The sequence below is a fragment of the Amycolatopsis sp. NPDC004747 genome, from assembly GCF_053601335.1.
Genome location: NZ_JBSGBQ010000010.1, coordinates 194,262 through 217,572 on the forward strand (window position 1 = coordinate 194,262; position 23,311 = coordinate 217,572).

24 protein-coding genes are annotated in these 23,311 nt (G+C 71.6%); 4 read left to right on the forward strand and 20 right to left on the reverse strand.

Going from position 1 to position 23,311, the window contains the following annotated elements; genetic code table 11:
- The first annotated feature begins 291 nt into the window (after window positions 1-291).
- A complete protein-coding gene (locus ACWEGE_RS18345; protein WP_449661644.1) occupies window positions 292-1,104 on the forward strand; it encodes a (2Fe-2S)-binding protein in 813 nt (270 codons plus the stop codon).
- Between the two features lies 1 nt (window position 1,105).
- On the opposite strand, the gene ACWEGE_RS18350 is transcribed toward ACWEGE_RS18345, so the two are convergent.
- Window positions 1,106-1,675, reverse strand: coding sequence for a TIGR03086 family metal-binding protein (locus ACWEGE_RS18350; protein WP_449661645.1), 570 nt, complete (start codon window positions 1,673-1,675; stop codon window positions 1,106-1,108).
- Between the two features lie 34 nt (window positions 1,676-1,709).
- Here ACWEGE_RS18350 and ACWEGE_RS18355 point away from each other — a divergent pair, with 34 nt between their 5' ends.
- Complete coding sequence (locus tag ACWEGE_RS18355) at window positions 1,710-2,570, forward strand: AraC family transcriptional regulator (RefSeq protein WP_449661646.1); 861 nt, start codon at window positions 1,710-1,712, stop codon at window positions 2,568-2,570.
- A gap of 143 nt (window positions 2,571-2,713) precedes the next feature.
- Here the strand turns inward: ACWEGE_RS18355 and ACWEGE_RS18360 are convergent, their stop codons facing one another.
- Window positions 2,714-3,064, reverse strand: a complete 351-nt coding sequence (locus ACWEGE_RS18360; protein ID WP_020641935.1) for a histone-like nucleoid-structuring protein Lsr2 — start codon at window positions 3,062-3,064, stop codon at window positions 2,714-2,716.
- A gap of 145 nt (window positions 3,065-3,209) precedes the next feature.
- A complete protein-coding gene (lysS, locus tag ACWEGE_RS18365) occupies window positions 3,210-4,721 on the reverse strand; it encodes a lysine--tRNA ligase (RefSeq protein WP_449661647.1) in 1,512 nt (503 codons plus the stop codon).
- A 77-nt stretch (window positions 4,722-4,798) separates the two neighbouring features.
- On the opposite strand from lysS, the gene ACWEGE_RS18370 reads away from it, so the two are divergent.
- Window positions 4,799-5,551 carry a class I SAM-dependent methyltransferase gene (locus ACWEGE_RS18370; RefSeq protein ID WP_449661648.1) on the forward strand — a complete coding sequence of 251 codons (753 nt, stop codon included), beginning with the start codon at window positions 4,799-4,801 and terminating at the stop codon, window positions 5,549-5,551.
- 6 nt (window positions 5,552-5,557) lie between these two features.
- Here the strand turns inward: ACWEGE_RS18370 and ACWEGE_RS18375 are convergent, their stop codons facing one another.
- The 7 genes from ACWEGE_RS18375 to ACWEGE_RS18405 all read right to left on the reverse strand — a co-directional run bounded on the left by ACWEGE_RS18375 (window position 5,558) and on the right by ACWEGE_RS18405 (window position 13,111).
- On the reverse strand, window positions 5,558-6,334 hold the full coding sequence (locus tag ACWEGE_RS18375) for a type III pantothenate kinase (RefSeq protein WP_449661649.1): 777 nt from the start codon (window positions 6,332-6,334) through the stop codon (window positions 5,558-5,560).
- Between the two features lie 5 nt (window positions 6,335-6,339).
- Window positions 6,340-6,837, reverse strand: coding sequence for an aspartate 1-decarboxylase (gene panD / locus ACWEGE_RS18380; protein WP_013230457.1), 498 nt, complete (start codon window positions 6,835-6,837; stop codon window positions 6,340-6,342).
- Between the two features lie 9 nt (window positions 6,838-6,846).
- The gene (gene panC, locus ACWEGE_RS18385; RefSeq protein WP_449661650.1) at window positions 6,847-7,752 is read right to left on the reverse strand and encodes a pantoate--beta-alanine ligase; all 906 of its coding nucleotides are present in this window, start codon (window positions 7,750-7,752) and stop codon (window positions 6,847-6,849) included.
- Window positions 7,749-8,708 carry a Rossmann-like and DUF2520 domain-containing protein gene (locus ACWEGE_RS18390; protein WP_449661750.1) on the reverse strand — a complete coding sequence of 320 codons (960 nt, stop codon included), beginning with the start codon at window positions 8,706-8,708 and terminating at the stop codon, window positions 7,749-7,751. Before ACWEGE_RS18390 ends, panC begins: the two co-directional genes overlap by 4 nt.
- An 89-nt stretch (window positions 8,709-8,797) precedes the next feature.
- Window positions 8,798-9,901: a PrsW family intramembrane metalloprotease gene (locus ACWEGE_RS18395; RefSeq protein WP_449661751.1), complete on the reverse strand. Its 1,104-nt coding sequence runs from the start codon at window positions 9,899-9,901 to the stop codon at window positions 8,798-8,800.
- 315 nt (window positions 9,902-10,216) lie between these two features.
- Window positions 10,217-12,580: a DUF6779 domain-containing protein gene (locus ACWEGE_RS18400; protein WP_449661651.1), complete on the reverse strand. Its 2,364-nt coding sequence runs from the start codon at window positions 12,578-12,580 to the stop codon at window positions 10,217-10,219.
- Between the two features lie 69 nt (window positions 12,581-12,649).
- Window positions 12,650-13,111, reverse strand: coding sequence for a DUF3180 domain-containing protein (locus tag ACWEGE_RS18405; protein WP_449661652.1), 462 nt, complete (start codon window positions 13,109-13,111; stop codon window positions 12,650-12,652).
- A 61-nt stretch (window positions 13,112-13,172) separates the two neighbouring features.
- Here ACWEGE_RS18405 and ACWEGE_RS18410 point away from each other — a divergent pair, with 61 nt between their 5' ends.
- Window positions 13,173-14,108: a helix-turn-helix domain-containing protein gene (locus ACWEGE_RS18410; RefSeq protein ID WP_449661653.1), complete on the forward strand. Its 936-nt coding sequence runs from the start codon at window positions 13,173-13,175 to the stop codon at window positions 14,106-14,108.
- A 79-nt stretch (window positions 14,109-14,187) separates the two neighbouring features.
- Here ACWEGE_RS18410 and folK read toward each other — a convergent pair whose 3' ends face one another.
- The 10 genes from folK to hpt form a co-directional block, all read right to left on the reverse strand.
- Window positions 14,188-14,679: a 2-amino-4-hydroxy-6-hydroxymethyldihydropteridine diphosphokinase gene (gene folK / locus ACWEGE_RS18415; RefSeq protein ID WP_449661654.1), complete on the reverse strand. Its 492-nt coding sequence runs from the start codon at window positions 14,677-14,679 to the stop codon at window positions 14,188-14,190.
- Window positions 14,676-15,035 carry a dihydroneopterin aldolase gene (gene folB, locus ACWEGE_RS18420; RefSeq protein ID WP_449661655.1) on the reverse strand — a complete coding sequence of 120 codons (360 nt, stop codon included), beginning with the start codon at window positions 15,033-15,035 and terminating at the stop codon, window positions 14,676-14,678. Before folB ends, folK begins: the two co-directional genes overlap by 4 nt.
- On the reverse strand, window positions 15,028-15,825 hold the full coding sequence (gene folP, locus ACWEGE_RS18425; RefSeq protein WP_449661656.1) for a dihydropteroate synthase: 798 nt from the start codon (window positions 15,823-15,825) through the stop codon (window positions 15,028-15,030). Before folP ends, folB begins: the two co-directional genes overlap by 8 nt.
- A 35-nt stretch (window positions 15,826-15,860) precedes the next feature.
- A complete protein-coding gene (folE, locus tag ACWEGE_RS18430) occupies window positions 15,861-16,466 on the reverse strand; it encodes a GTP cyclohydrolase I FolE (protein ID WP_449661752.1) in 606 nt (201 codons plus the stop codon).
- Entirely contained in the window at window positions 16,444-18,849 is a 2,406-nt protein-coding gene (gene ftsH, locus ACWEGE_RS18435; RefSeq protein ID WP_449661657.1) for an ATP-dependent zinc metalloprotease FtsH, read from the reverse strand. The genes folE and ftsH overlap by 23 nt, the downstream gene beginning before the upstream one ends.
- A 201-nt stretch (window positions 18,850-19,050) precedes the next feature.
- Window positions 19,051-19,878 (reverse strand): ESX secretion-associated protein EspG, encoded by an 828-nt coding sequence (locus tag ACWEGE_RS18440; RefSeq protein ID WP_449661658.1) that lies wholly within the window; start codon window positions 19,876-19,878, stop codon window positions 19,051-19,053.
- A 104-nt stretch (window positions 19,879-19,982) separates the two neighbouring features.
- Complete coding sequence (locus ACWEGE_RS18445) at window positions 19,983-20,756, reverse strand: ESX secretion-associated protein EspG (protein ID WP_449661659.1); 774 nt, start codon at window positions 20,754-20,756, stop codon at window positions 19,983-19,985.
- A 60-nt stretch (window positions 20,757-20,816) separates the two neighbouring features.
- Entirely contained in the window at window positions 20,817-22,211 is a 1,395-nt protein-coding gene (locus ACWEGE_RS18450) for a hypothetical protein (RefSeq protein WP_449661660.1), read from the reverse strand.
- Window positions 22,212-22,234: 23 nt separating this feature from the next.
- Window positions 22,235-22,600, reverse strand: a complete 366-nt coding sequence (locus tag ACWEGE_RS18455) for a hypothetical protein (protein WP_449661661.1) — start codon at window positions 22,598-22,600, stop codon at window positions 22,235-22,237.
- A gap of 156 nt (window positions 22,601-22,756) precedes the next feature.
- Entirely contained in the window at window positions 22,757-23,308 is a 552-nt protein-coding gene (gene hpt / locus ACWEGE_RS18460) for a hypoxanthine phosphoribosyltransferase (protein ID WP_125308269.1), read from the reverse strand.
- Window positions 23,309-23,311: the final 3 nt, after the last annotated feature.

Here is a 23,311-nt window from a genome sequence, read left to right on the forward strand (position 1 = left end):
CGTGAGACCACTCTAGTAGCCAAGTCGTCGCGCTGGCGTACCACTACGGCTGTCGGCGGTCTTTTCCGCACCCGGACGTGGCATCTCCCGGGTGCTCCCATCATCAGGTTGCCCTGCACCTTTACGTCAAGCCCAACGTGCGAGCGGCCACGTGGATTCCGCCATCCGCGCGCTGTCCGCTCACCGCGAACAGTCCGCACGCTGGGAGTGACCCACCCGATCGGCGCAGCTTCCACGGCATGTAAGGTTAGGCACACCTAATCCACTTCGACGCTTCAAGGAGGGCCGCGGTTGAGCCACCAGCGGTCCTTCCGCGAGGCACGCGAGGTCGGCGACGGCCTCGCGTCGTCGTTGCGACGCGTCTCGGGCCTGCCGGACGGCAGCGAGCTGCGCACCGACGTGCCGCCGGGCTGGATCCGCTGTTCGGAGCTGCTCCGGACACCCTCGTACTTCGACGAGTGGCGCGGCGCACTGGGCGGCTGGCTGCTGCGCGAGCACTCGGTGGCACCGGCCCCCACGACGGCCGCCTGGGTGCTGACGTGGTACCTGCACGTCCCGGCGTACGTCGGCGCGCTGTTGTGGCACCACGAGCGCCGGGTGCCGTCGCTGAAGCCGGCTTCGCTGGCGTTTCGCCTGGCTGACGACCGCCCGCACCCGGACGGCACGGCCGTGCTGGGCGACGCGTTCCACTGCCTCCCGACGGACCCGGGCTCGGCCCGCCCGGAGGCGACGGCGGTCCGCGACGAGCGGGCGCTGGCGGCGGTCCTGCGGGCGCGTTACCTGGCCCACGCGGCCGAGTTCGTCCGGGTGTACGCACCCGCGAGCAGGCTGGGCCGCCGAACCCTCTGGGCGGCGGCCACGGACGCGCTGGAGAACGCGCTGTGGTGGGCGGGCCGCCAGGGCGGAACACCGGAGGCCGAGGGCGCGGCAGTCGCGGACGCGGCCCTGGTGCTCGACGCGCGGTACCCGCCCCTGACGTCGGCGTCGACGCTGCGGCCGACGGAGGGGCGGGAGTGGACGAGGCGGCGGGAGAGCTGCTGTTTCTCGTACCTGCTGCCGTCGTCGGCGGAGTGCGACGGGTGCCCGCGCACCTGTTCGCGCTGACTCAGGGCCGCCAGGCCGGATCCCGCCCCGCCGCGCCCAGCGCCCGCTCGAGCGGCGGCGCACCGGCCGCCACCGGCACCTCCGGCCCGTAAACCCCCATCGACCGAGCCCGGTCGCCCATCGCCACCGCGGACTCGTACACCGCCGTCGTCGCTTCAGGAGCGAACGAGCACGGCCGCCCGCCGGCCCGGGCCAGGTCCCACCCGTGCAGCACGAACTCGCCCAGCACCATCGCGCCCACCACCGCCGACGGCATCGGGGCCGAGCCCAGCGCGGTCGTCCCCGTCCACGCCGACGGCGCTTCGAACACCGAAACCAGCACCTCCGTCTGCTTCTCCAGGTCCACCCGCCAGCCGTCCGCCACCAGCGCCGCCTCCGCCTCGCCCACCGCCGGCGAGGGTGGCTCCGCACGCCGTCCCGCCGCGATCAGCCACGGGCCCCAGTACAAGAGGTGGTTGAGCAGCCCGCGGACGTCGTAGCCCGCGCACGGCGTCGGCGCGGTCAGGTCGGGGACCGCGCGCGCGATCCGGAGGAATTCGGCCGCGGCCGGGCGCAGCAGTGCAGCAGTCATGCCGGTGATCCAAGCCCCCGGCGAGGACCGCGTCTTGGACGAACGCGACAGCTACCGTGAACCCGTGACGCACCGGATCCCGCGCGGCATCGTGGCCGAAGCCACCGCGCGCACGATGTTCACCCTGACCCGGCACCCGCCTGCTCCGGAGCTCGCTGAATTCGTCGAATACCACTGGGTCCTGCGGTGGGACCGGCGCGGCAAACCGCCGTACGAGCAGCGGGTGCTGCCGAACCTCTCGGTCCACGTGACGTTCTTCCCCGGCGCCTCCGGCGTCCACGGTCCGGCCCGCGACGTCTTTTCGCACCACCTGACCGGCCGCGTCCAAGGCTTGGGCGTGCGATTCCGGCCGGGCACCTTCCGCGCGTTCCTCGGCGGCCCCGTGCGTGACATCGCCGACCGGGCCGTCCCACTCGCCGACGTTTTCGGCCCGGCCGCCGCGGCGGCCTCGGAATCGGTGCAGACCGCGGACGACGACGCGCAAATGGTCCGTGCGATCGACAACTTGCTGATCGCAAATCCGGTGCGGCTGTCTCCGGCGGCTCGCGAAGCGGCGATGGCCGTGGAATCAATCGCGCGGGATCCGGGAATTACCCGGGTCGCGCAACTCTGCGCGGATACTGGACTAACCACCCGCTCCATCCAGCGGATGTTCGCCGAACACGTCGGCTGCCCGCCCAAGTGGGCGATCCGGATATACCGCCTCAATGACGCAGCGCAGCGGATCGTCACAGAAGGACAACCCGATTACGCCGGTCTGGCGCTGCGGCTGGGCTATAGCGACCAGTCGCACTTCATCCGCGATTTCCGGACGGTGACCGGCCGGCCGCCTGCCGAGTACGCCCGAACGGCCCGCGCCGCCGCCGAAGGGCAACCGGACAGCGATCGGACATGAAGAAAGCCGCCGGGTGAAAATTCACCCGGCGGCCTCCACTGGAAACCCCGCGTCGACGAGATTGGCCACCCCACCGGCGCCGGAGTAAAACCGCTGGTCAGTGACCCGCACCCGGCCGCACGCGGTGGCGGCGTGAGCAATCTTCAGTTCTTCTTGTGGTAGGCCTCGACGACCTCGGAGGGGATGCGGCCGCGGTCGGAAACCGCGTAGCCGTTCTTGCGCGCCCACGACCGGATGGCCTGGTTCTGCTCGCGGTCGACCGCGGCCGGGCGAGCCGAACCCTTACCCGCGACGGGCCGGACCGAAGCGCGCTTGCGACCGCCCGCACGACGCGCGTGCTCGACATACTGAGCGAGCGCGTCCCGCAGCTCCTCGGCGTTTTCCGAGGAGAGATCGATCTGGTAGCTGACTCCGTCCAAACCGAACTCGACGGTCTCTTCCGCCTCACTGCCGTCGAGGTCGTCGACCAGCGAGACGAGCACCTTCTGTGCCATCCGATTCCTCCTGCGGGGCTTACTCAATGATCTGGTACGGGGCAAGCCCCGGGACAGAAGACTTTGTCTAGAACATTAGTACCCGCTTCTGCAGTGCAACGCAAATCTCGTATCCATAACCGACCGCTATCCTCACACGGCCGGGTTATTCGGGTCGTACCAGCGGGAAGAGGATCGTCTCCCGGATACCGAGACCGGTCAGCGCCATGAGGAGCCGGTCGATCCCCATTCCGACGCCACCGCTCGGCGGCATTCCGTACTCCAGGGCCCGCAGGAAATCCTCGTCGAGCCGCATGGCTTCGCTATCGCCCTGCGCGGCCAGCAGCGACTGTTCGGTGAGGCGTTCCCGTTCGACGACCGGATCGACCAGCTCGGAGTATCCGGTGGCGAGTTCGAATCCGCGCACGTAGAGGTCCCACTTCTCGGCCACCCCGGGCCGGGAGCGGTGCTGCCGCGTCAATGGCGACGTCTCCAGCGGAAAATCACGGACAAACGTCGGTGCCTGCAGGTGATCTCCGACGAGGTGTTCCCACAGTTCCTCGACGAGCTTCCCGTGCCCGAGCTTCGGATCCACTTCCAGGCCCCTGGCCTGCGCGAATCCGTGCAGTTTGGCGGCCGGGGTCTCCGGCGTCACCTCTTCGCCGAGGGAATCGGACAACGACTCGTACATTCCGAGCGTGGTCCATTCGCCGGACAGGTCGTACTCCGAACCGTCCGGCAGCGTGACGACCAGCGTGTCCAGCACCGACTGCGCGGCCTCCTGGATCAGCTCGCGCGTCATCACCGCGTTCGTGTCGTACGTGGCGTAGGCCTCGTAGTACTCGAGCATCGCGAACTCCGGCGAGTGCGAAGAGTCGCTGCCCTCGTTCCGGAAGTTGCGGTTGATCTCGAAGACCTTCTCGATGCCGCCGACGACGCAGCGCTTGAGGTAGAGCTCCGGCGCGATCCGCAGGAAGAGCTCCATGTCGAACGCGTTGGAATGCGTCACGAAGGGCCGGGCCGTGGCGCCGCCGTGCAGCGTCTGCAGCATCGGCGTCTCGACCTCGGTGAACCCGCGGCGGTGGAACGACTCCCGCAGCGACCGGACCACGCCGGCGCGCGTGCGCACCACGTCCCGCGCGCGCGGGCGCATGATGAGGTCGACGTAGCGCTGGCGGACCCGCGTCTCCTCGGCCAGGTCCTTGAAGGCGTTCGGCAGCGGACGAAGGGCCTTCGACGTGATGCGCCAGGCGTCGGCCATCACCGAGAGCTCGCCGCGCTTGGACGTGATGACCTCGCCCTGCACGAACACGTGGTCGCCGAGGTCGACGTCGGACTTCCACGCCGCCAGCGCGTCCTCGCCGACCTTCGCCAGGCTGATCATCGCCTGCAGTTCGGTGCCGTCGCCCTCGCGGAGGCTCGCGAAGCACAGTTTGCCCGTGTTGCGGAGGAACATCACCCGGCCGGTGACGCCGACCTGCTCGCCCGTGGCGGTGTCGGCGGGCAGCCCGGAATGCGTGGCGCGCACTTCGGCGAGCGAGTGGGTCCGGGGTACCTCGACCGGGTAAGGATCGATACCCTGCGCGAGGATCCGGTCGCGCTTCTCCCGGCGCACCCGCATCTGCTCGGGCAGTTCGTCTTCGGCGGGCTCGCTGGTGGAAGCGGGGTTTTCGGTCATGGCCCATAGGGTACGAACCCGGCTGGACGCTACGCCAACCGGATTACCTTTGGCTTTCCTCGATTAACCTGGACGGCGTGAGCGATCCCACCCGTGGTCAGCGCGCTTCTTCGTTCGGCAGCCGCGCCGCCGAATACGCCCAGCACCGGCCCGGCTACCCCCGGGAAGCGATCGAGTGGGGGCTTTCCGGGGCGAGCGGAACACCGCACCGGGTGCTCGATCTCGGCGCCGGAACCGGCAAGCTCACCCAGGGCCTGGCCGCGCTCGGGCTCGACGTCACCGCGGTCGAACCCGACCCGGAAATGCGCGCGGAACTCGAACGGGCGGTGCCGTCGGCGGTGTCGCTGGCCGGGGAGGCGGAACGGATCCCGCTGGCCGACCGGTGCGTCGACGCGGTTTTCGTCGGCCAGGCGTTCCATTGGTTCGACGTCCCGGCGGCGATGACGGAGATCGGCCGCGTGCTGCGCGCCGGCGGCGTGCTGGTGCCGATGTGGAACTACGAAGACGAATCGGTGCCCTGGGTCGCCGAGTTCACCGCGCTGGGCCGCGACGGCGCCCGCCGCCCGGCGAGCGTCGAGAATATGCGCGAGGTCACGCACCCGGCATTCGAGTCGTTCGAAAGCGACCGGTTTCGCCATGCGCAACGGCGGACGGCGGAGAGCCTGGTGGAAACGATCGCGACGTATTCGATGGTGATCGTGTCGGCCCCCGAGGAGTCGGCGGCCCTGCTGGGCCGGCTCCGGCGGTTCCTCACGGAGAACCCGGCCACGGCGGACGGGGAATTCGACCTGCCGCTGGTCACCACGGTGTTGCGCGCACGGCGGCGGTGACGGCCGTCAGGGCCGGATGTTGCGTTCGTAGGCCAGCCGCAGGCCGAGCAGCGTCAGCTCCGGCACGTGGTCGGTGATCGTCTCCGACTCGTCCAGCACCAGCGGCGCCAGGCCGCCCGTCGCCAGCACCGCCACCTTCTCCGTCCCGCCCGGGGAAAGCTCGCGCACGATCCGGCGCACCAGGCCGTCCACCTGGCCCGCGAAGCCGTACAGGATCCCGGACTGCAGGCACTCCACGGTGTTCTTGCCGATCACCGACCGCGGCGGCACCAGCTCGACCTTGCGCAGCGCCGCCGCGCGCAGCGCCAGCGCGTCCACCGAAATCTCGATGCCCGGGGCGAACGCGCCGCCCAGGAACTCGCCGCGGGCCGAGATCGCGTCCACGTTGGTCGACGTGCCGAAGTCGACCACCACGCACGCCGTGCTGTGGAGGTGGTGCGCGGCCAGCGTGTTCACCAGCCGGTCCGCGCCCACCTCCTTCGGGTTGTCCACCAGCAGCGCCACGCCGGTGCGCACGCCCGGCTCGACCACGATCTTCGGGACTCGGGCGTAGTACCGGCCGAGCATCACGCGCAGTTCGCGCAGCACGGCCGGCACCGTCGACAACGCGCTGATCCCGGTCACCGCGTCCGCGTGCGGGCCAAGCAGCCCGCGGACCGTCAACGCCAGCTCGTCGGCCGTCATGCGCGCGTCCGTGCGCATGCGCCAGTCGCCCACCAGTTCCTGGCCGGACCACAGGCCGAGGACGATGTTCGTGTTGCCGACGTCGACGGTGAGCAGCAAGCGGCTCAGCTTTCCGCGTGCAGCAAGGCGTCGAGGCGGCGGGCGTCCGCCGTCTCGGCCACCGGGAAGATCGCCGTCTCCTCGTCCGGCGGCAGCGTGACCGTGCCGGACAGCAGCCCCGACCCCTCCGGCGCGTGCCCGGGGTCGGTGTGCCGGTGGACGATCCGGTTGTCCGCGTCGACGAACACCACGCGCGGCTGGTACGTCGCCGCCTCGGCGTCGTCCATCTGGCCGTACGAGATGAGGATGACCAGGTCACCTGGGTGCACCAGGTGCGCCGCGGCGCCGTTGATGCCGAGCACCCCGCTGCCGCGTTCCCCCTTGATGACGTAGGTCTCCAGCCGCGCCCCGTTGGTGACGTCCACAATGGACACCTGTTCCCCCGGCAGCAGGTCCGCGGCCTCCATCAGGTCCTCGTCGACCGTCACCGAACCGACGTAGTGCAGGTCGGCCTGGGTCACGGTGACCCGGTGGATCTTCGACTTGAGCATCGTGCGGTACATCGTGGACTCCTATTCCCCTGCGTCCAGCCGCTCCGGGTGCTCGACGGCCGCGCCGAGCAGCACCGGAACGTTGTCGATCAGCCGGGTACTCCCCACCCGGGCCGCGATCAACAGTCGTGCCTCACCGTCGACGGGCGCGGGCCCGAGGTCGGTTCCCCTCAACTCCAGGTAATCCACCTCGACCGCGGGCCGCGCGGCGAGGGTCTTCCACGCGGTCTCGAGGACCGCGTCGGCACCGTCCCGGCCGACGAACGCCCCCGCGGTGAGGGCGGCCGACAGGACGATGGCGTCTTCGCGCTGCTCAGGCGTCAGGTAGACGTTGCGCGAGGACAACGCGAGCCCGTCACGCTCGCGCACGGTCGGCACGCCGATCACGCGCGTGTCGATGTTCAGGTCGCGCACCATCCGCTTGATCAGCACCAGCTGCTGGTAGTCCTTTTCGCCGAAGAAGGCGTAGTCCGGACGGAGCAGGTTGAACAGCTTCGCCACGACGGTGAGCACGCCGGCGAAGTGGCCGGGCCGGACGGCGCCTTCGAGTTCGCCGCCGAGCGGGCCCGGGTGCACGGTCACCACGGCGCCCTCGGCGTAGAGGGCGTCCGCGCTGGGGGTGAACGCGATTTCGACGCCGTCCTCGCGCAGGATGCCGAGGTCAGCCTCCAGCGGCCGCGGGTACGCCTCGAAGTCTTCGCCCGCGCCGAACTGCAGCGGGTTGACGAAGATCGAGGTGGCCACGACGGTGTTCGGCAGCCGCTTCGCGCGGCGGATCAGCTCGCGGTGGCCGGCGTGCAGCGCGCCCATGGTCGGCACGAGCGCCAGCTTGCGGCCGACGCCGTGCAGCGCCCGGCTGACCTGGCTCATCTGCTCCGGCGACGCGAACGCGTTCAACGTGCCGCGGCTGAATTTCGGTGTGGTCACTGGTCTGGATGCCCTTCGGCGGGATCGTCGAGGAGTTCGGTGAGGTCTTTGGCGGCCGCGGTGTCCAGCAGCCCGGCAGCCGACGAACGCGCCACCGTGCGCCTGGCCAGCGCGCGATAGGCCGGCTCCACCTCCGGCGCCCGGTCCGCCAGCACCGCGAGGTGCTTGCGGACGGTGCCGAGATCGCCACGCGCGACCGGCCCGGTGAGGGCGCGGTCGCCGTGTCGCAGCACATTATCCAACGCCGCCGAAAGCAGTGGCGCCACCAGGCGCTCGGAATGCCCGATTCCCGCTTCCCGCAAGACTTCCGCACAGTCGGCGACCAGCGTCATCAGGTGGTTCGCGCCGTGGGTCAACGCAGCGTGGTAGAGCGCTCGCGCGGAGTCGGGGATGCGCACCGGCTCGGCACCCATCTCGACCGCGAGCGCCTCGCCGACGTTCCAGGCCGCCTCGTCGTCCGCCGCCGCGGTGACGCCGATGCTGCACGCCGCCAGCCGCTCGAGGTCCTCTTCGCGGCCGGTGAACGTCATCACCGGGTGCAGCGCGAGCGCCAGCGCGCCGGCTTCGGCCGCGGGAGCGAGCACGTCGATGCCCTGCGCCCCGGAGGTGTGCACGACGATCTGGCCGGGCCGCAGCGATCCGGTCGCGATGAGGCCGCGGACCATGCCGGCCAGCGCGTCGTCGGGGAGGGCGAGCAGCACGAGGTCCGCCCGGCGGACGGTTTCGTCGGGCGGGAGGAGGGGCACGTCGGGCAGGAGGCGTTCGGCACGGGCCAGCGACGAAGCGGACAGACCGGACGCGGCGACCACCGTGTGCCCCGCCCGGGCCAGCGCGGCGCCGAGCACGCTGCCCACCCGGCCGGCGGAAACGACGCCGACCGCGAGGCGGGCGGGCCTCATCATGGCGTGCGCCTGTGGACGCTCATGGTTCGCAGACTCCCTCTGCTCTCGTTCCAGTCCCTTCCCGGGTACCGGACGACGGCGCGAGACTAACTCGGGCGGGCGCGCGTCGTTGAGCCCGGGTGACCAGCTTCACCCGGACCGGGTCACCCGCGGGCGGCCTCGTCGGCGAGGCGGGTCGCCTCCGCGCGGGCGGCCTTCAGGGTGCGCAGCAGCTCCTGCTGGCGCTGCCGGTCGGCGTCGCTGGTGAGCTGGTGCCGGTCGAGGAACGCGAGCTCCGTCACGCTGGCCTGGTAGACGGCGACGGCCTTCGCGGCCTGCTTGCCGGACTGCCGTTTAGCCTGCCGCCGCCACGCCCGCCGCCCGGGCAGGCTGGCCAGCAGCTCGACCTCCGACGGCGCGATCCACCGCGCGGCGGCCATGTGCGGCAGCGCGGCGGCGATGATCCGCTGCTCCCGCTTCCGCTGCAGGATGACCAGGTAGACGACACCGAGGAAGAGCGGCAGCATGATCAGGAAGTAGACGGTGAGGAACTTCGACCCGCCGAGCAGCGCGGCGCTGTTCCACAGCGCGTGCAGGCAGACGGCGGCGAGGTACCCGGCGATCGGCGCGACGATCTTGAGCGCCTTGGTCGTGGTCCGCGCGGCGATGCCGATCCCGATGCCGGTGAGCACGGCGAACAGCGGGTGCGTGAAGGGGGCGAGCACGCCGCGGAGGAAGAACGCGGTGATGACGCCCTGGCTGTGCCCGTCCCCGAAGCCGTAGTCGGCGAAGGCCCGCCCGAAGTAGTAGATGTTCTCGGTGAAGGCGAACCCGGCGGCGCTGAACCCGGCGTACACGACCCCGTCGACGACGCCGTCGAACTCGCTGGACCGCCGCCAGAGGATGAGCACGACGAAGAGGGCTTTCGCGGCCTCCTCGACCACCGGGGCGGAGACGAGCGCGGCCACGGTGTTGCCGCTGCCCTGGCCGAGCAGCTCGTCCCCGACGGCCTCGGCGGTGGTGTTGATGAGCAGCGCGGTGATGGTGGCGATGCAGGCGCCCCAGGCGAAGGCGAGCAGCAGGAACTTGGCGGGTTCGGGCTCCCACCGATCGACCCAGAGGAACCCGGCGACCACCCCGGCCACGGGAACGAGCGCGGCGAGCACGCCGATGGTGACGGCGAGCGGGCCGACCCGCGCGGTGGCGAGCCCGAACAGGAACAGGCCGCACAGGGCCACCACGATCAGCCCGAGCACCGGCAGCAGCACGGTGACCCGGCGAGGCCGCCGGCCACGATCAAGTCCCGTCGCGGGCGAGAGGGTTCCGCTCACAGCGGGTCACCCTACGCAGGAGGGTGCGCGGACCGGAACGCCACCTGGCACACACGGCACACCATTCAGCCTGCCGGACGCCGCCGGATGCGCCCCGATGTGGCCTTCGGTGCGTCTGACGCGACCAAGGCGGCCTTCGATGCGCTAGACGCAACCAAGGCGGCCTTCGGTGCGCCGCAGCGTGGCCTTGGTTGCGCCACCGTCTGATGCGCCCCAAGGCCGCCTTGGGGCGCTTGGCTCAGGCGCCCGGGCTCAGTCCTCTGCGCGACGGCGGCGGCGAGGGGTTGCCCCGGTGCCGCCGTTGGCCGCCAAGAGTTCGCTCACCGAACGGCCCGCCGCGTGGGAACCGCTGCCCGGGGCGGGTTCGGGGGCCGCTCGGCGGCCGTTGCGGGCTCCGTTGTGGCCGTTCTGCTGCTGCTCGACCTCCGCCGGGTCCACCGGTGCCATGCCGCGGCGGGACATCGAAGCCCGCTCCGCGACCATGCCTTCCCAGGCCGGCGGCTCGCCGTCCGGGCGACGGCGGCGGCCGCCGCCCGCGGGCTCCGGTGCCGGCGGGACCGCCGGCAGCTGCTGCGAGTCCTCCGGCTTGCGGCGGCGACCGCCCGAGCGGCCCTGGAAGCTGCGGACCGACTCCGGCAACGTCGGGTTCGCCATCGGCGGCTCTGCCTTGGCGGCCTCCGCCGGCGCGCGGTGCGAACCACCGTGGCGGGAGGGCGGCTCTTCCAGGATCGGCGACATGTCGGCCCGCGAGAACTGCTCCAGCCGCGACGGGCGGCGGCTGTCGGCCGACGGGACCGGCGTCGTCGGCGGCACCACCGGGGGCAGGTCCGTGCGCGACGGCTGCCGCGGCGACGGGCTCTTGCTCGGCACCGGTGTCGTCGGCGGGACGACCGGCGGGATGTCGGTCCGGGACGCCACGGCGTCCCGCGGCATCGGCGGCTTCGGCTCGGGCGGCTTCGGCCGGTTGGGCCGCTGGCGCTCGGCGAAGTCGTCACGGTTCTGGAAGGCCGCGCTGAGGTCCTTGACCGGCCGGATGTCCGAACGCGACATCTCGGACGGCTTCGGCGGCGGCACGTTGGCCGCCGGACGGCCCGGCACCGGCCGCGGCGGCTCGGGCGCCTTGCGGGGATCGGGACGCGCGCCGTTCGGGTGGCCGCCGACACGCGGGATGTCCGGCCGGGACATCTCCACCCGGGGAATGTCCGGACGCGACATCTCCACCCGCGGAATATCAGGCCGGGACATCTCGACGCGCGGGATGTCGGGCCGCGACATTTCCACCCGCGGGATGTCGGGCCGCGACATCTCCACGCGCGGAATGTCCGCCCGTGACGCGGTCCCCCGCGGCACGTTCGGCCGCGGCGCCTCAGGCCGCGGCATCTCGGGACGCGGCTTTTCGGCCCGCGGCATCTCCGGCCGCGGCATCTCCGGCCGCGGCGCCTCGACCCGCGGGATGTCCGGACGCGACATCTCCACCCGCGGAATATCCGGACGGGACATCTCCACCCGCGGGATGTCGGGCCGCGACACCTCGACCGGCCGGATGTCCGACTTCGACATCTCGGCGCGGCGCGCGGGCGGCGGCTCGGGACGGCGGATTTCCGTCTTCGGCTCCTGCGGGCGGCGGATCTCGGTCTTCGGCTCCGGCGGGCGCCGGATCTCGGTCTTGGGGTCGGCGGGGCGCGGCACGTCCCGGCGCGTCGGCTCGGCGGCGGCCTCCGGGCGGCGCTCGGGCTGCTTCGCGGCTTCTTCCTTCGGCAGCCGCATCGGCTGCGACTCGGCCTGGCGGCGCGCCGCCTCGGCCCGCAGCTCGGCGGCCTTCAGCTCGCGCTGCGCGGCGTTCAGCGCCGGGTCGACCGGCGGCACCGGCGGACGGCGCTCGCTCAGCGGCTTCGGCCGGGCGATCTGCTGGGTGCTCTGCACGGAGACGTTCGCCGGTGTCTTCGGGACCGGCTTGCCACCGAAGCCCTTGCCCTTGGCGCCGAGGCCCTTGCCGTTGGCGGGCTTGCCGTTCGACGCCTTGCGGCGGCGCTCGTCGAGGACGCGGTCGATCAGCTCGGTCGGCCGTTCGCCCGGCTCGGCGGGCTTCTTCCCGGCCATCAGCTGAGCCGGCTTCTTCTTCGGCGCGGCGTCGGGGATCATGCGGTTCTCGTCGGACAGCTTGCGCATCCGCGTCGCCTGCGCGGTCAGCGCGACGCGTTCGAGCAGCACCTCGCCGCCGAACAGCGACTGGAGGCTGTCGCGCAGCGCGGACACCTCGGCGCGCAGCGCCTCGAGCTCCTCGCGGCCCTTGGAGTCGGCGACCGAGCTCTTCTCGGCCTCCACCTCCAGCTCGAATTCGCGCCGGGCCGCGATCTCGCGTTCCAGCTCCAGTTCGTACACAGCCTGCGCCTCGGCGACCGCGTCCTCGCTCTGTGCCGCGCTCTTGCGGTACTTCACGGCGAGGAAAGCGCCGATCAGGGCGGCCCAGAGGGCCGCGACGATCCCGAGCCGGAGGTAGCGGAGATCGTCGCTGAGCACCAGTGCGAGGGTGGCTCCGATGGCGAGGACAAAGCCGACGACGAGCCACGGCCTGCCCAAGAGGCGGCCGCGCGAGTCGTCACCCACGCCGGTCATGACTGACACCGTACCTGCTCGTAATCCGAACGAGACCTACTCGGTCCAGCGAGCGGTGTGATTCCAGCGCTAACCGGTCGTCCCGCGGGTGCGCTCACGATCGTGGTCCTGCGGGGTCCGGCAGCAGTGCTCGAGCCACAAAGCCGCTGCTACCAGGGCTGCGGAGGACACCACGCCGACCGCCGCGGCCCGCGTGTCGAGGACCGCGGCGACGAGTTCGTCACGTCTGGGTAAAACATAGGCGAGCGCCGCGAGCCAGGCGCCCGCCATGAACGCGCCGGCGAGTGACGAAGCCTTGGCGAGGGCCACCGATCGGGCGACCCCGATCGCGCCGACGACTCGCCCGTTCTTGATGCGGGACCGGATCGAGAAGGCGAGGACGGCCTCGATCACGGCCAGCACGGCGAAGGTGACGCCGGCGAGCAGCGGCAGCTGCGGGAGCGAGCCGTAGGCGGTCTGGAAGAGCAGGTAGCCGAGGCCAAGGCCGAGCAGCCCGGCGATCACCAGGTCGCGGGGCCGGGTGAAGTGCATGCCTCAACCGTACCGTGGAAGAGTTGACTCTCCACCGACTGGAGAGTTCATCATGCGCTTTGTGGGCACCACCGCGACCTTCACCATCGGCGAGCTGTCCCGGCGGACCGGCCTGCCGGTCAAGACCATCCGCTTCTACTCGGACGAGGGCCTCCTGCCGCCGACCGAGCGGACGGACGCCGGCTACCGCCTCTACGACGCGGCGGCGATGGCGCGCCTCGAACTGGTCCGCACGCTGCGGGAGCTGGGCCTCGGCCTCGCCGACGTCTCCGCCGCGCTGAGCCAGTCGACGACCGTCGGCGAGCTGGCGGTCCGGCACGTCGAGGCGCTCGACGAGCAGATCCGGCGGCTGCGGCTGCGCCGGGCGGTGCTGCGCGCGGTGGCCAAGCGCAATTCCGAACTGGAGGAAGTGAACCTGATGAACCGTCTCGCGTCGATGTCCGACGAGGAGCGCAAGCGGCTGGTTGACGAGTTCTGGGACGAAATGGTCGCCGGGCTCGACATCGACCAGGAGTTCTACCGCCGGATGCGGTCGGGGAAGCCCGAGCTGCCCGACGACCCGACCCCCGAGCAGCTCGAGGCCTGGATCGAGTTCGCCGAGCTGGTGCAGGACCCGGACTTCCGGGCCCTCATCCGCCGGATGAGCGAAACCCAGGCCGCCCAGATCAAGGCCGGCGAGTTCCAGCAGCCCGCCGAGGCCTGGCGGGAGCACTGGAACGCCTGGATGACGCGGGCGCAGGAAGCCGTCGACGCCGGGCTGACCCCGACGTCACCGGAGGGGCAAGCGCTTGCGGCGGACATCGCCGCGGCGTCCGCGCGGCCGGGTCAGGACGCGGAGTCGGACTCGTTCCGCCGCGAGCTGGCGGATCGGTTCGCCAGTAGCGGGGACGCGCGGGCCGAGCGCTACTGGCAGTTGCTGGCCGTCATCAACAGCTGGCCGCCGGTGCCGACGACGCAGCCCGCGGTCGGCTTCATGATCGCGGCCTTGCGCGGCTGACCGCACCGCGACCACCGTTCGCCGAACACCCGGAAACGGACCGTAACGAAGAAGCTCGATCCGCCGATGTGAATCGGTTTCAGCTCAGTTCGAGGTCCGTCCGGCGGACCGTGGCCACCTCGTCCGCCGGGCGGGCCCGCAGCAGCTGCGCGATCGGGCCGTGGCCCGGCAGGACCGCGTCCGGGTCGATCTCCACCCAGGGCACCAAGACGCTCGCGCGGTCCGGCGTGCCCGGGTGCGGCAGCAGCAGCTCCGGGTCGTCCGACGTCACGCCGTCGACCGTGACGACGTCGACGTCCAGCGTTCGCGGGCCCCAGCGCAGCTCGCGGACCCGGCCCGCCGCCCGCTCGGCGGCCTGGCCCGTGCGCAGCCACGCCCAGTGGTCGCGGGCCGGGTCGTCGACCACGCAGACCGCGTTGAGGAAGTCCGGCTGGTCCGCCACGCCCCAGGCCTTGGTCTCGTACACGCTCGACACCGCGACCAGCGCCGGCCGGACGGCGTCCAGTGCCGACCGGAGGAACCCCAGCCGATCGCCCAGGTTCGACCCGAGCGAGAGCACCGCGCGGCTCACCGGTCGCGCCGGACCGTGACGGCCACGTCGTCGAACGTCAGCGGGATCGGTGCCGACGGCTTGTGCACCGTCACCTCGACCGCGCTCAGGCGCTCGTCGCGCATGACCTCGTCGGCGATCTTGCCCGCGACGCTCTCGATGAGGTCGTACGGCGCACCCGCGACGATCCCGGCCGCCAGCTCGGCCAGCTCGCCGTAGTGCAACGTCTTGGTCAGGTCGTCCGACGCGGCGGCCGGCCCGAGGTCCAGCCACACCGTGACGTCGACGACGAACTCCTGGCCGTCCCGCTTCTCGTGCTCGAACACGCCGTGGCGCCCGAACACGCGCAGGCCGGTCAGCGTGATCCGGTCAGCCATCCGTCCTCCACGCGGCGGCCACCGCGACCGCGTCCAGCGAAGCCCCGACCTCGTGCACGCGCACGCCCCACGCGCCGGCCGCCGCGGCGAGCGCGGAGATCGCGGCGGTGGCGTCCTCCCGGCCGTCCGGCGGGCGCGGTGTCCCGTCCTTTTCGGACAGCAGGCGGCCGAGGAACCTCTTGCGCGAGGCGCCCACGAGCACCGGGAAACCGAGCGAGAGCAACGAGTCCAGCCCGCGCAGCAACGCCCAGTCGTGCTCGGCGTTCTTCGCGAAACCGAGCCCCGGGTCCAGCACGACGGCGCTTTCGGCCACGCCGGCCGCCAGCGCCGCGTCCACTCTGGACAGCAGCTCGGCCCGCACGTCCGCCACGACGTCCCGGTACTCGGCGAGCGCCTGCATGTCCTTGCTGTGCCCGCGCCAGTGCATCAGCACCCACGGCACACCGGCCTCGGCCGCGACGCGCGCCATGTCCGGATCGGCCAGCCCGCCGGAGACGTCGTTGATGACGTGCGCGCCGGCTTCGAGCGCCGCCGCGGCCACCGCGGCCCGGGTGGTGTCGACCGACAGCGCCACCCCTTCGGCGGCGAGCGTCTTGATCACCGGGAGCACGCGCTGCAGTTCGGTCTCGGCGTCCACCCTGGACGCCCCGGGCCGCGTCGATTCGCCGCCGACGTCGATCAGGTCGGCGCCGCGGGCCCACATCTCGCGGGCGTGCTCCAGCGCCTGGTCGAGCCCGAGGTAGCGGCCACCGTCCGAAAAGGAATCGGGCGTCACGTTCAGCACGCCCATCACGACGCACCGCCCGGGCGTGGGAAGCCCCACGTTCACCGGCGCGCCTTGATGAGATCCAGCGCCTCCGCCCGCGAAGACGGCGAAGTCTTCAGCTGGCCCCGCACGGCGGAGGTGGTGGTGCGGGCACCGGGCTTGCGGATGCCGCGCATGGCCATGCAGAGGTGCTCGGCCTCGATCACGACGATGACCCCGCGCGGCTCCAGCTTCCGCACGATGGCGTCGGCGACCTGGGACGTCAGCCGCTCCTGGACCTGGGGCCGCTTGGCGTAGAGGTCGACCAGCCGGGCCAGTTTGGACAGCCCGGTGACCTTCCCTGCGGCGTTCGGGATGTACCCGACGTGCGCGACGCCGTGGAAGGGCACCAGGTGGTGTTCACACTGGCTGAACATCGGGATGTCCGTGACCAGCACCAGCTCTTCGTGGGACTCGTCGAACGTCTTGTCCAGCACCGAGTCCGGCTCGGTGTAGAGCCCCGCGAACATCTCCTGGTACGCGCGGGCCACCCGGGCGGGAGTGTCCTTGAGACCGTCCCGCTCCGGGTTCTCTCCACACGCCAGCAAGAGCTCGCGGATCGCCTTCTCCGCCCGGTCGTGGTCGAAGACCGGGCGGTCGGCGTCACTGCGGCTTTTCTGGTCCATCCACGTCACGACGCTCTCCCTCGTTCTGCTGGTTGCCCGCCTGATCGGCGAACCAGCCGTGCTCACGAGGGCGTTCTTCACCACCGGGCCGCCACGACTGGCCAGGCTGACCGCCCGGCGAGGTCGCGGGCGTCCAGCCCGGAGGGGCACCGTAGTTCGGCGGGCCGCTCTGGCCGGCCGGACCACCCGGCTGCTGGCCGCCGTAGGCCTGCGGCCAGTGGGACGTGCCGTTGGGGCCACCGTTCGGGCCGCCGTAGGGACGGCCGCCGTTCGGGTAGGCGCCCGGCTGCGGTGGGGCGTACGGGTTCGCGTTGGGGTCGACCGGCGACGGCGACGGGTACGGCGGCCCGCCCGGCAGGTCGCCCGCGCCCGGGGCGGTGCCGACCGGGGTCGGCTCCGGCTTCAGGACCGGCTTCTCCTTCTCCGGCGGCGGCCACGGCTCGCCGCGCTCCATCGCCAGCTCGCCCGGGGTCTTGATCGGCGGCTTGTCCGACGGCGTCCGCTCACCGAACTCGTTGAACACGGTGATGTGCGGGCGCTTCTCGACCGTCGCGAAGATCCGCTCCAGGTCCTTGCGGGTCAGCGTCTCCTTCTCCAGGAGCTCGATGACCAGCTCGTCGAGCACGTCGCGGTAGGTGTTGAGCACGTGCCACGCCTCGGTGTGCGCCGTCTCGATGAGCTTGCGCACCTCCTCGTCGATCTCGTGCGCCACTTCCAGCGAGTAGTCCGCCTGCCGCCCGGCCGACCGGCCGAGGAACGGGTCGCCCTGCTCCTGGCCGTACTTGACCGCGCCGAGCCGGGCGCTCATGCCGTACTCGGTGACCATCGCGCGGGCGATCTTCGTCGCCTGCTCGATGTCGGACGACGCGCCGGTGGTGGGCTCGTGGAAGACGAGCTCCTCCGCCGTGCGGCCACCCATCGCGAAGACCAGCCGCCCGATCATCTCGGAGCGGGTCATCAGGTCCTTGTCGTCCTCGGGGACGAGCAGCGCGTGCCCGCCCGTGCGGCCGCGCGGCAGGATGGTCAGCTTGTAGACCGGTTCGATGTCCGGCATCGCCCACGCGGCGAGCGCGTGCCCGCCCTCGTGGTAGGCCGTGATCTTCTTCTCCTTCTCGGAGATGATCCGGCTCTTGCGGGCGGGGCCACCGACGACGCGGTCGACCGACTCCTCCAGCGCCGCGTCGGTGATCACGTGCCCGTTCTGGCGGGCGGTGAGCAGCGCGGCCTCGTTCAGCACGTTCGCCAGGTCGGCGCCGGACATCCCGACGGTCCGCTTGGCCAGGCTGGTCAGGTCGGTGCCCTGGGCGATCGGCTTGCCCTTGGCGTGCACCTCGAGGATCGCCTTGCGGCCGCGCAGGTCGGGCGCGGACACCGGGATCTGCCGGTCGAACCGGCCCGGGCGCAGCAGCGCCGGGTCGAGGATGTCCGGCCGGTTGGTGGCCGCGATCAGGATGATGCCGCCGCGAGCGTCGAAGCCGTCCATCTCGACGAGCAGCTGGTTCAGCGTCTGCTCGCGCTCGTCGTGCCCGCCGCCGAGGCCGGCGCCGCGCTGGCGGCCGACCGCGTCGATCTCGTCGACGAAGATGATGCACGGCGCGTTCTGCTTGGCCTGCTCGAACAGGTCACGCACGCGCGAGGCACCGACACCGACGAACATCTCGACGAAGTCCGAGCCGGAGATCGTGTAGAACGGCACGCCCGCCTCGCCGGCGACGGCTCGCGCGAGCAGCGTCTTGCCGGTACCCGGCGGCCCGTAGAGCAGGACGCCCTTCGGGATCTTCGCGCCGAGCGCCTGGTAGCGCGCCGGGTTCTGCAGGAAGTCCTTGATCTCGTACAGCTCTTCGACGGCCTCGTCGGCCCCCGCGACGTCCCCGAAGGTCGTCTTGGGCATGTCCTTGTTCAGCTGCTTGGCCTTGGACTTGCCGAAGTTGAGGACGCGGTTGCCACCACCCTGCGCGTTGTTCATCATCCACATCAGCAGGCCCAGGACGAGGGCCAGCGGGATGGCGAAGATGAGGATCTGCGTCAGCACGCCCTGCTGGGTCACCTTGGTGGTGAACTTGATCGGCTGGCCGCCCGCCTTCGCCGCGATCAACGAGTCGTAGATCGGGCGGGTGGCGTCCGAGGGGTACTGCGAAATGATCTGGGTGACCTGCTGCCCGTCGACGTCGATCGGCTTGGCCAGCAGCAGCTTGAGCTGCTGTTCCTTGTCCTCGAGGCTGGCTTCCTTGACGTTGTTCGAGGTGATCTGGGAGTTCGCCACCGAGATGGGTGCCTGGGTGTACCCACGATCACTGTCGAAGATCGTGTTGTACGCGAACAACGCCAGCAACCCCGCGACGATCCACAGCAGTGGGTTCCTGAGCACGCTCTTCCGGTTCATACGACTCGGCCCTGGTGGCCTCGACCCTCCCTGGTTGGGCGGCTCCTGTGATACCCGCCATCACGATCTTGACAACCCGTGGTGCCTGGACACCTGCCCATCAGGGTACCGCCCGCTGCCGCGTTCATCCCCTGTGAGCCTCTCGCAGGTCAACGGGCGATACCGCGCCCAGGTTCCCGCGGGTGTTCCACGCCGGTCACGCTAGCGCGTGCTGTCCGACACACTGTTCACCATCTCGCCCAGCCGGGTGCGCAGCGTCTTCGAGTCCGCCGGGGCCACGGTGACCCACTCGCGCCCGTCCGTACCAGCGCGGGAGAGGCTTAGATACCGCCCGGTCGCGGTGTCGAACCAGGCCAGCACGCGGGACCGTTGCTTGGCCCCGACCTGCGAACGGCTGTTCGCTGCCAGCTGACCGCCGCGCAGCCGGGGCTGCCCGGCGATGCGGCCGTAGGCCTCGCGCGGGTCGGCCGCCAAGCGTTCGCTCAGCGGCACCCGGCGCGCCTTGCCGCGGCGTTTGTCTTCTTCCTCACCCGGCGACGACGGCAGGGGCACCGGCACCCGGATCGGCGCGGTGCGCAGGGCGTCGTCCAGCGGGAGTGTGACCGACGCCTCGCTGCCGCGCGGCCCCGCGGGCAGCACCCCGACGACGGCCGACACCAGGCCGTCCGGCGGAACGTCCCGCAGCCAGATCCCGTCGGCGTTCTGGATCGCGAGCACGCCCTTGGTCTCGTCGGCCGCCGCGATGACGCCGACCGTCGGGGCCTCGAACTGCGGGATGTGCAGCGCGTCGATGGTCAGCGGCGCGAAGGCCAGCAGGTGCAGGGCGTCCTCGATCGGCGGCGCGAGCCTGCCGCGTGGCTCGCGGATGCCGCGCGCCTTCAGCTCGACGTCGATGCGGTGACGCAGCGACACGCGCTCGTTCTCGGTCGCGCCGTGCGACCGGACGATCAGCGGGTACGGCAGCTCCCCGACCCGCGCCGACTCCCAGAGGAAGTCGAACGCCATCGGCGAGAAGAACTCTTGCATCATCACTCTCCCGGATCGGACTCTTGCTCAGCGTAGCCCGCACCCCCGACAAAACCGGATGGTTCCGGGGCAGGCTGGGCACGTCCGAAGACCGATCCTCCCAGAGCTCAGACCGAGCTGGTCGCCGCCGCGGCTCCGGCGAGCATTTCGCCGAGGCGGTGGCGCAGCGTGGCGGCGTCGGCGGGGGCGATCGTGATCCAGTCCCGGCCGTCGCGGCCGCGGGTGGCCTGGGTCAGGTAGCGGCCGGTCTCGGTGTCGAACCAGCCCAGTACCGGCGTGCGGGTGCGCCCGCCCAGCCTGCTGCGGGCGTTGGCGCCGATCTGGCCGCCGCGCAGCCGCGGCTGGGCCAGCAGCCGGGCCAGCGCCTTGCGGTCCTCGTCGGCCGACGCGCGCTCGTCGCCGCTGCCACCGCGCCGGAAGTCGCCGGTCAGCTGCTCCTTCGGCACCGTGATCGACTTCTCCGTGCCGCGCGGGCCACCGGGGAGCAGCGAGACGATCGCGCTGGCGAGCCCGTCGGCCGGGCACGGCTGCAGGTGCAGGCCGCGGGTGTCCTGCACGGCCAGCAGGCCCTGGCCGCCCAGCACGCCGGCGACCGCGAGCAGCGGCTGGGCCTCCGGGGCGATCAGCTGGACGGCGTCCAGGCTCAGTTCGGGGCTCGCCAGCACGCCGGAGTAGTCCTCGACGTGCGGCTCGGGCCGGCCGCGGCCGTCGGCGAGCCCGCGCGCGGTGAGACCTTCAAGCGTGCGGCGGCGCAGCATCGACCGCTCGTCGACGGTCGCGCCGTGCGAACGGATGCGCAGCGGGTACGGCAGCTCGCCCAGCCCGGCGGACTCCCACAGGAAGTCCACCTCGACCGGGGTGAGCAGCTCAGCTTTCGGCATCGAGCCACCCCCAAGAGAAGCCGGGCCGGGCACGCCGCCGGCGCGCCCGGCCCGAAAGGATCAGCGGTCTTCGTCGTCCCCGGACCAGCCGATGACCGGCGGCGGGGTCGCCTGGTTCGCGCCGAAGGCCTCGTCCGGGTCCGCCTCGATGAGGAAGGACGCGTGCGTGTGCTCCTCGTCCTGCTCGCCCTGAGCGGTCTGCGGGGCCATGCCGCCCATGCCCGCCGGGTTCATCGGCGGCGGGGTCTGCCCGCCGATGGTGCCCGCGGAAGAGACGAGACCCTGCTGCGGCGCCTGGGCCGACGCGGCGCTCTGGCCCTGGCCATCGGCCGACGCCAGGGTCGTGTCGTTTTCGGACTTCGCGCCGGACTTGCTGCCCTTGCCCAGCGCGCGGGAAGCCAGCGCACCGAGGCCGCCGGCGGCACCGCCGAGACCGAGGCCCATGCCGATCTTGCCGAGCGGGTTGCTGCCGCCCTGCTGCCCGGCGCCCGCGCCGACGTGGCCCGCGCCGGTGGCGGTACCCGCGCCGGCCGCCGTGCCGCCGGCGCCGTCGCTGCCGAGCGTGGCCGCGTCCGGGCCGAAGCCCGCACCCGCCACCCCGCCGTGGACGCCGTTCGGGCCGACCACCCCGGCGTGCTGCGCGCCGAACGCGCCGCTGTGGCCGCCGAAGCCCGCGCCGCCGGAGGCGAAGATCGCGTCGGCCGCGCCGGGCAGGGCGTCGACCGAGCCCGCGCTGCCGACGTTGTTGACCGCGTTGATCGACATGGAGTTGTGCGTCGCGGTCGGCTTCATGCCGAGCGACTCCGGGCCGAAGCTCGGGGTCGTGCTGTCGATCTCGCTCATCGCCTGCGTGTAGGCGTTGAACATCGCGACCTGCTGCGCCTTGACGTTGTTGGCCGCGTCGTACTGCACCTTCTGGTCGTCGGTCAGCGCCGCGGGGCCGCCGCCCAGCGCCAGCGTCATGGCCGTCTGCGGGTCGAACTCCACCGCCTTCGGCATCTGCTTGACCGCCGCCGCCGCCGCGGACTGCCGGGCGAGCCGGTCGGACATCGTGTGCGCGGCCTCGGAGGCCTGCGAGCCGGAGTTGGCGATGGCCACCAGCGCACCCTGGGCGCCCGCGGCCCCCTTGCCGACCCAGGCGTTGCCGAGCTCGGCGATCGCGTTGTACAGGTGGTCGGACGCCTGCTTCAGCTCGTTGCCGTGGTGTGCCCAGGCGTGCCCGGTGTCGGTGGCCGTGCCGGGCTCGTTGTTGTCGTTCGCGGCGTGCCAGAGCTGGTCGCTGTTCTGGGCGTTCCAGTTCGGCGGGTTGGCGATCGCGCGGTCGTCGCCGACGTCGAAGCCATCGGACCGGCCGCGGGCGTTTTCGACGATGTTCTGCGACGCCGAGTTGTCGCCGAGCGGGACGAGCGAGCCCGGGTCGGTCTTCGACGGCTGGTCGCTTTGGTTCGGAGCCATGACTTCGAAATCCCCCTCTGGACTCAGACGTTGCGGAACGGGTCGGCCGCGGCCTGGTCGATCTCGTGGTAGCGGGCCATCGCCGTGACGATGCCCTCTTCGGCGTCGGAGTACTGCTGGAGCAGGTTCTGCAGCGCGGCGGCGTAGGAGTCGCCACCGCCGTCCGCGCGCTGGACGAACTTCGCGGCCATCGCGTGGCCGACCGGGTTGTCCCCGAGCTTCGGCGGCTGCGCGAGCGTGCCCGCGCCGGCGAGCAGGGCCTCGACCGCGTCCTTGCCGGTGCGGATCTTGTTCAGCACGGCTTGCGCGGCGTCGGGGTCGATCCCGACCTGACCCGCCGCGGCCGCGGCCTTGAAGGCGTTCGCGTCGGCAGCGCTGCTGTTCGCCATCTGCACTCTCTCCCGTTCCCCCGACCCGGTCACCGCGGGCACGATTGGTCTTCGCATAGGTTAACGCACGTGATCAGAGCCTATGACGCAAACTTCGTGCCCGGGGTTCCGCGGATCCGGTAATTGCGCTGAACGGTCGGTGAACTCCCCGGTCGGCTACGAGGTGTAGACCTTCGGGTCCAGGGTGCCGATGTAGGGCAGGTCCCGGTACCGCTCGGCGTAGTCGAGGCCGTAGCCGACGACGAACTCGTTGGGGATGTCGAAGCCGATGTACTTCACCGGCACGTCCACCTTGACCGCTTCCGGCTTGCGCAGCAGCGAAACGACCTCGAGCGACGCGGGGTTGCGGCTGGCGAGGTTCTTCAGCAGCCATGACAGCGTCAGGCCGGAGTCGACGATGTCCTCGACGATCAGGACGTCCCGGCCCGCGATGTCGCGGTCGAGGTCCTTGAGGATGCGGACGACGCCGGACGACGACGTCGCCGATCCGTACGAAGACACGGCCATGAATTCCAGCTGCGTCGGCAGCGGCAGCGCGCGGGCGAAGTCGGTCATGAACATGACCGCGCCCTTCAGGACGCCCACCAGCAGGAGTTCGCCCTGCCCGTTGGCCGGATAGTCGGCGGCGATCTGCTCCGACAGCTCCGCGATCTTGTCCTTGATCTGCTGCTCGGTGACGAGCACGGAGGCGATTTCGCCCTCGTACACGGG

Excerpts from the sequence above, each read along its gene's own strand:
- ACWEGE_RS18350 (WP_449661645.1), bottom strand. The coding sequence starts at position 1,675 with ATGACTGCTGCACTGCTGCGCCCGGCCGCGGCCGAATTCCTCCGGATC.
- ACWEGE_RS18360 (WP_020641935.1), bottom strand. The coding sequence starts at position 3,064 with ATGGCACAGAAGGTGCTCGTCTCGCTGGTCGACGACCTCGACGGCAGT.
- lysS (WP_449661647.1), bottom strand. The coding sequence starts at position 4,721 with ATGACCGAAAACCCCGCTTCCACCAGCGAGCCCGCCGAAGACGAACTG.
- panD (WP_013230457.1), bottom strand. The coding sequence starts at position 6,837 with ATGTACCGCACGATGCTCAAGTCGAAGATCCACCGGGTCACCGTGACC.
- ACWEGE_RS18400 (WP_449661651.1), bottom strand. The coding sequence starts at position 12,580 with ATGACCGGCGTGGGTGACGACTCGCGCGGCCGCCTCTTGGGCAGGCCG.
- ACWEGE_RS18405 (WP_449661652.1), bottom strand. The coding sequence starts at position 13,111 with ATGCACTTCACCCGGCCCCGCGACCTGGTGATCGCCGGGCTGCTCGGC.
- folB (WP_449661655.1), bottom strand. The coding sequence starts at position 15,035 with ATGGCTGACCGGATCACGCTGACCGGCCTGCGCGTGTTCGGGCGCCAC.
- folP (WP_449661656.1), bottom strand. The coding sequence starts at position 15,825 with ATGGGCGTGCTGAACGTGACGCCCGATTCCTTTTCGGACGGTGGCCGC.
- folE (WP_449661752.1), bottom strand. The coding sequence starts at position 16,466 with ATGGACCAGAAAAGCCGCAGTGACGCCGACCGCCCGGTCTTCGACCAC.
- ftsH (WP_449661657.1), bottom strand. The coding sequence starts at position 18,849 with ATGAACCGGAAGAGCGTGCTCAGGAACCCACTGCTGTGGATCGTCGCG.
- ACWEGE_RS18440 (WP_449661658.1), bottom strand. The coding sequence starts at position 19,878 with ATGATGCAAGAGTTCTTCTCGCCGATGGCGTTCGACTTCCTCTGGGAG.
- ACWEGE_RS18445 (WP_449661659.1), bottom strand. The coding sequence starts at position 20,756 with ATGCCGAAAGCTGAGCTGCTCACCCCGGTCGAGGTGGACTTCCTGTGG.
- ACWEGE_RS18450 (WP_449661660.1), bottom strand. The coding sequence starts at position 22,211 with ATGGCTCCGAACCAAAGCGACCAGCCGTCGAAGACCGACCCGGGCTCG.
- ACWEGE_RS18455 (WP_449661661.1), bottom strand. The coding sequence starts at position 22,600 with ATGGCGAACAGCAGCGCTGCCGACGCGAACGCCTTCAAGGCCGCGGCC.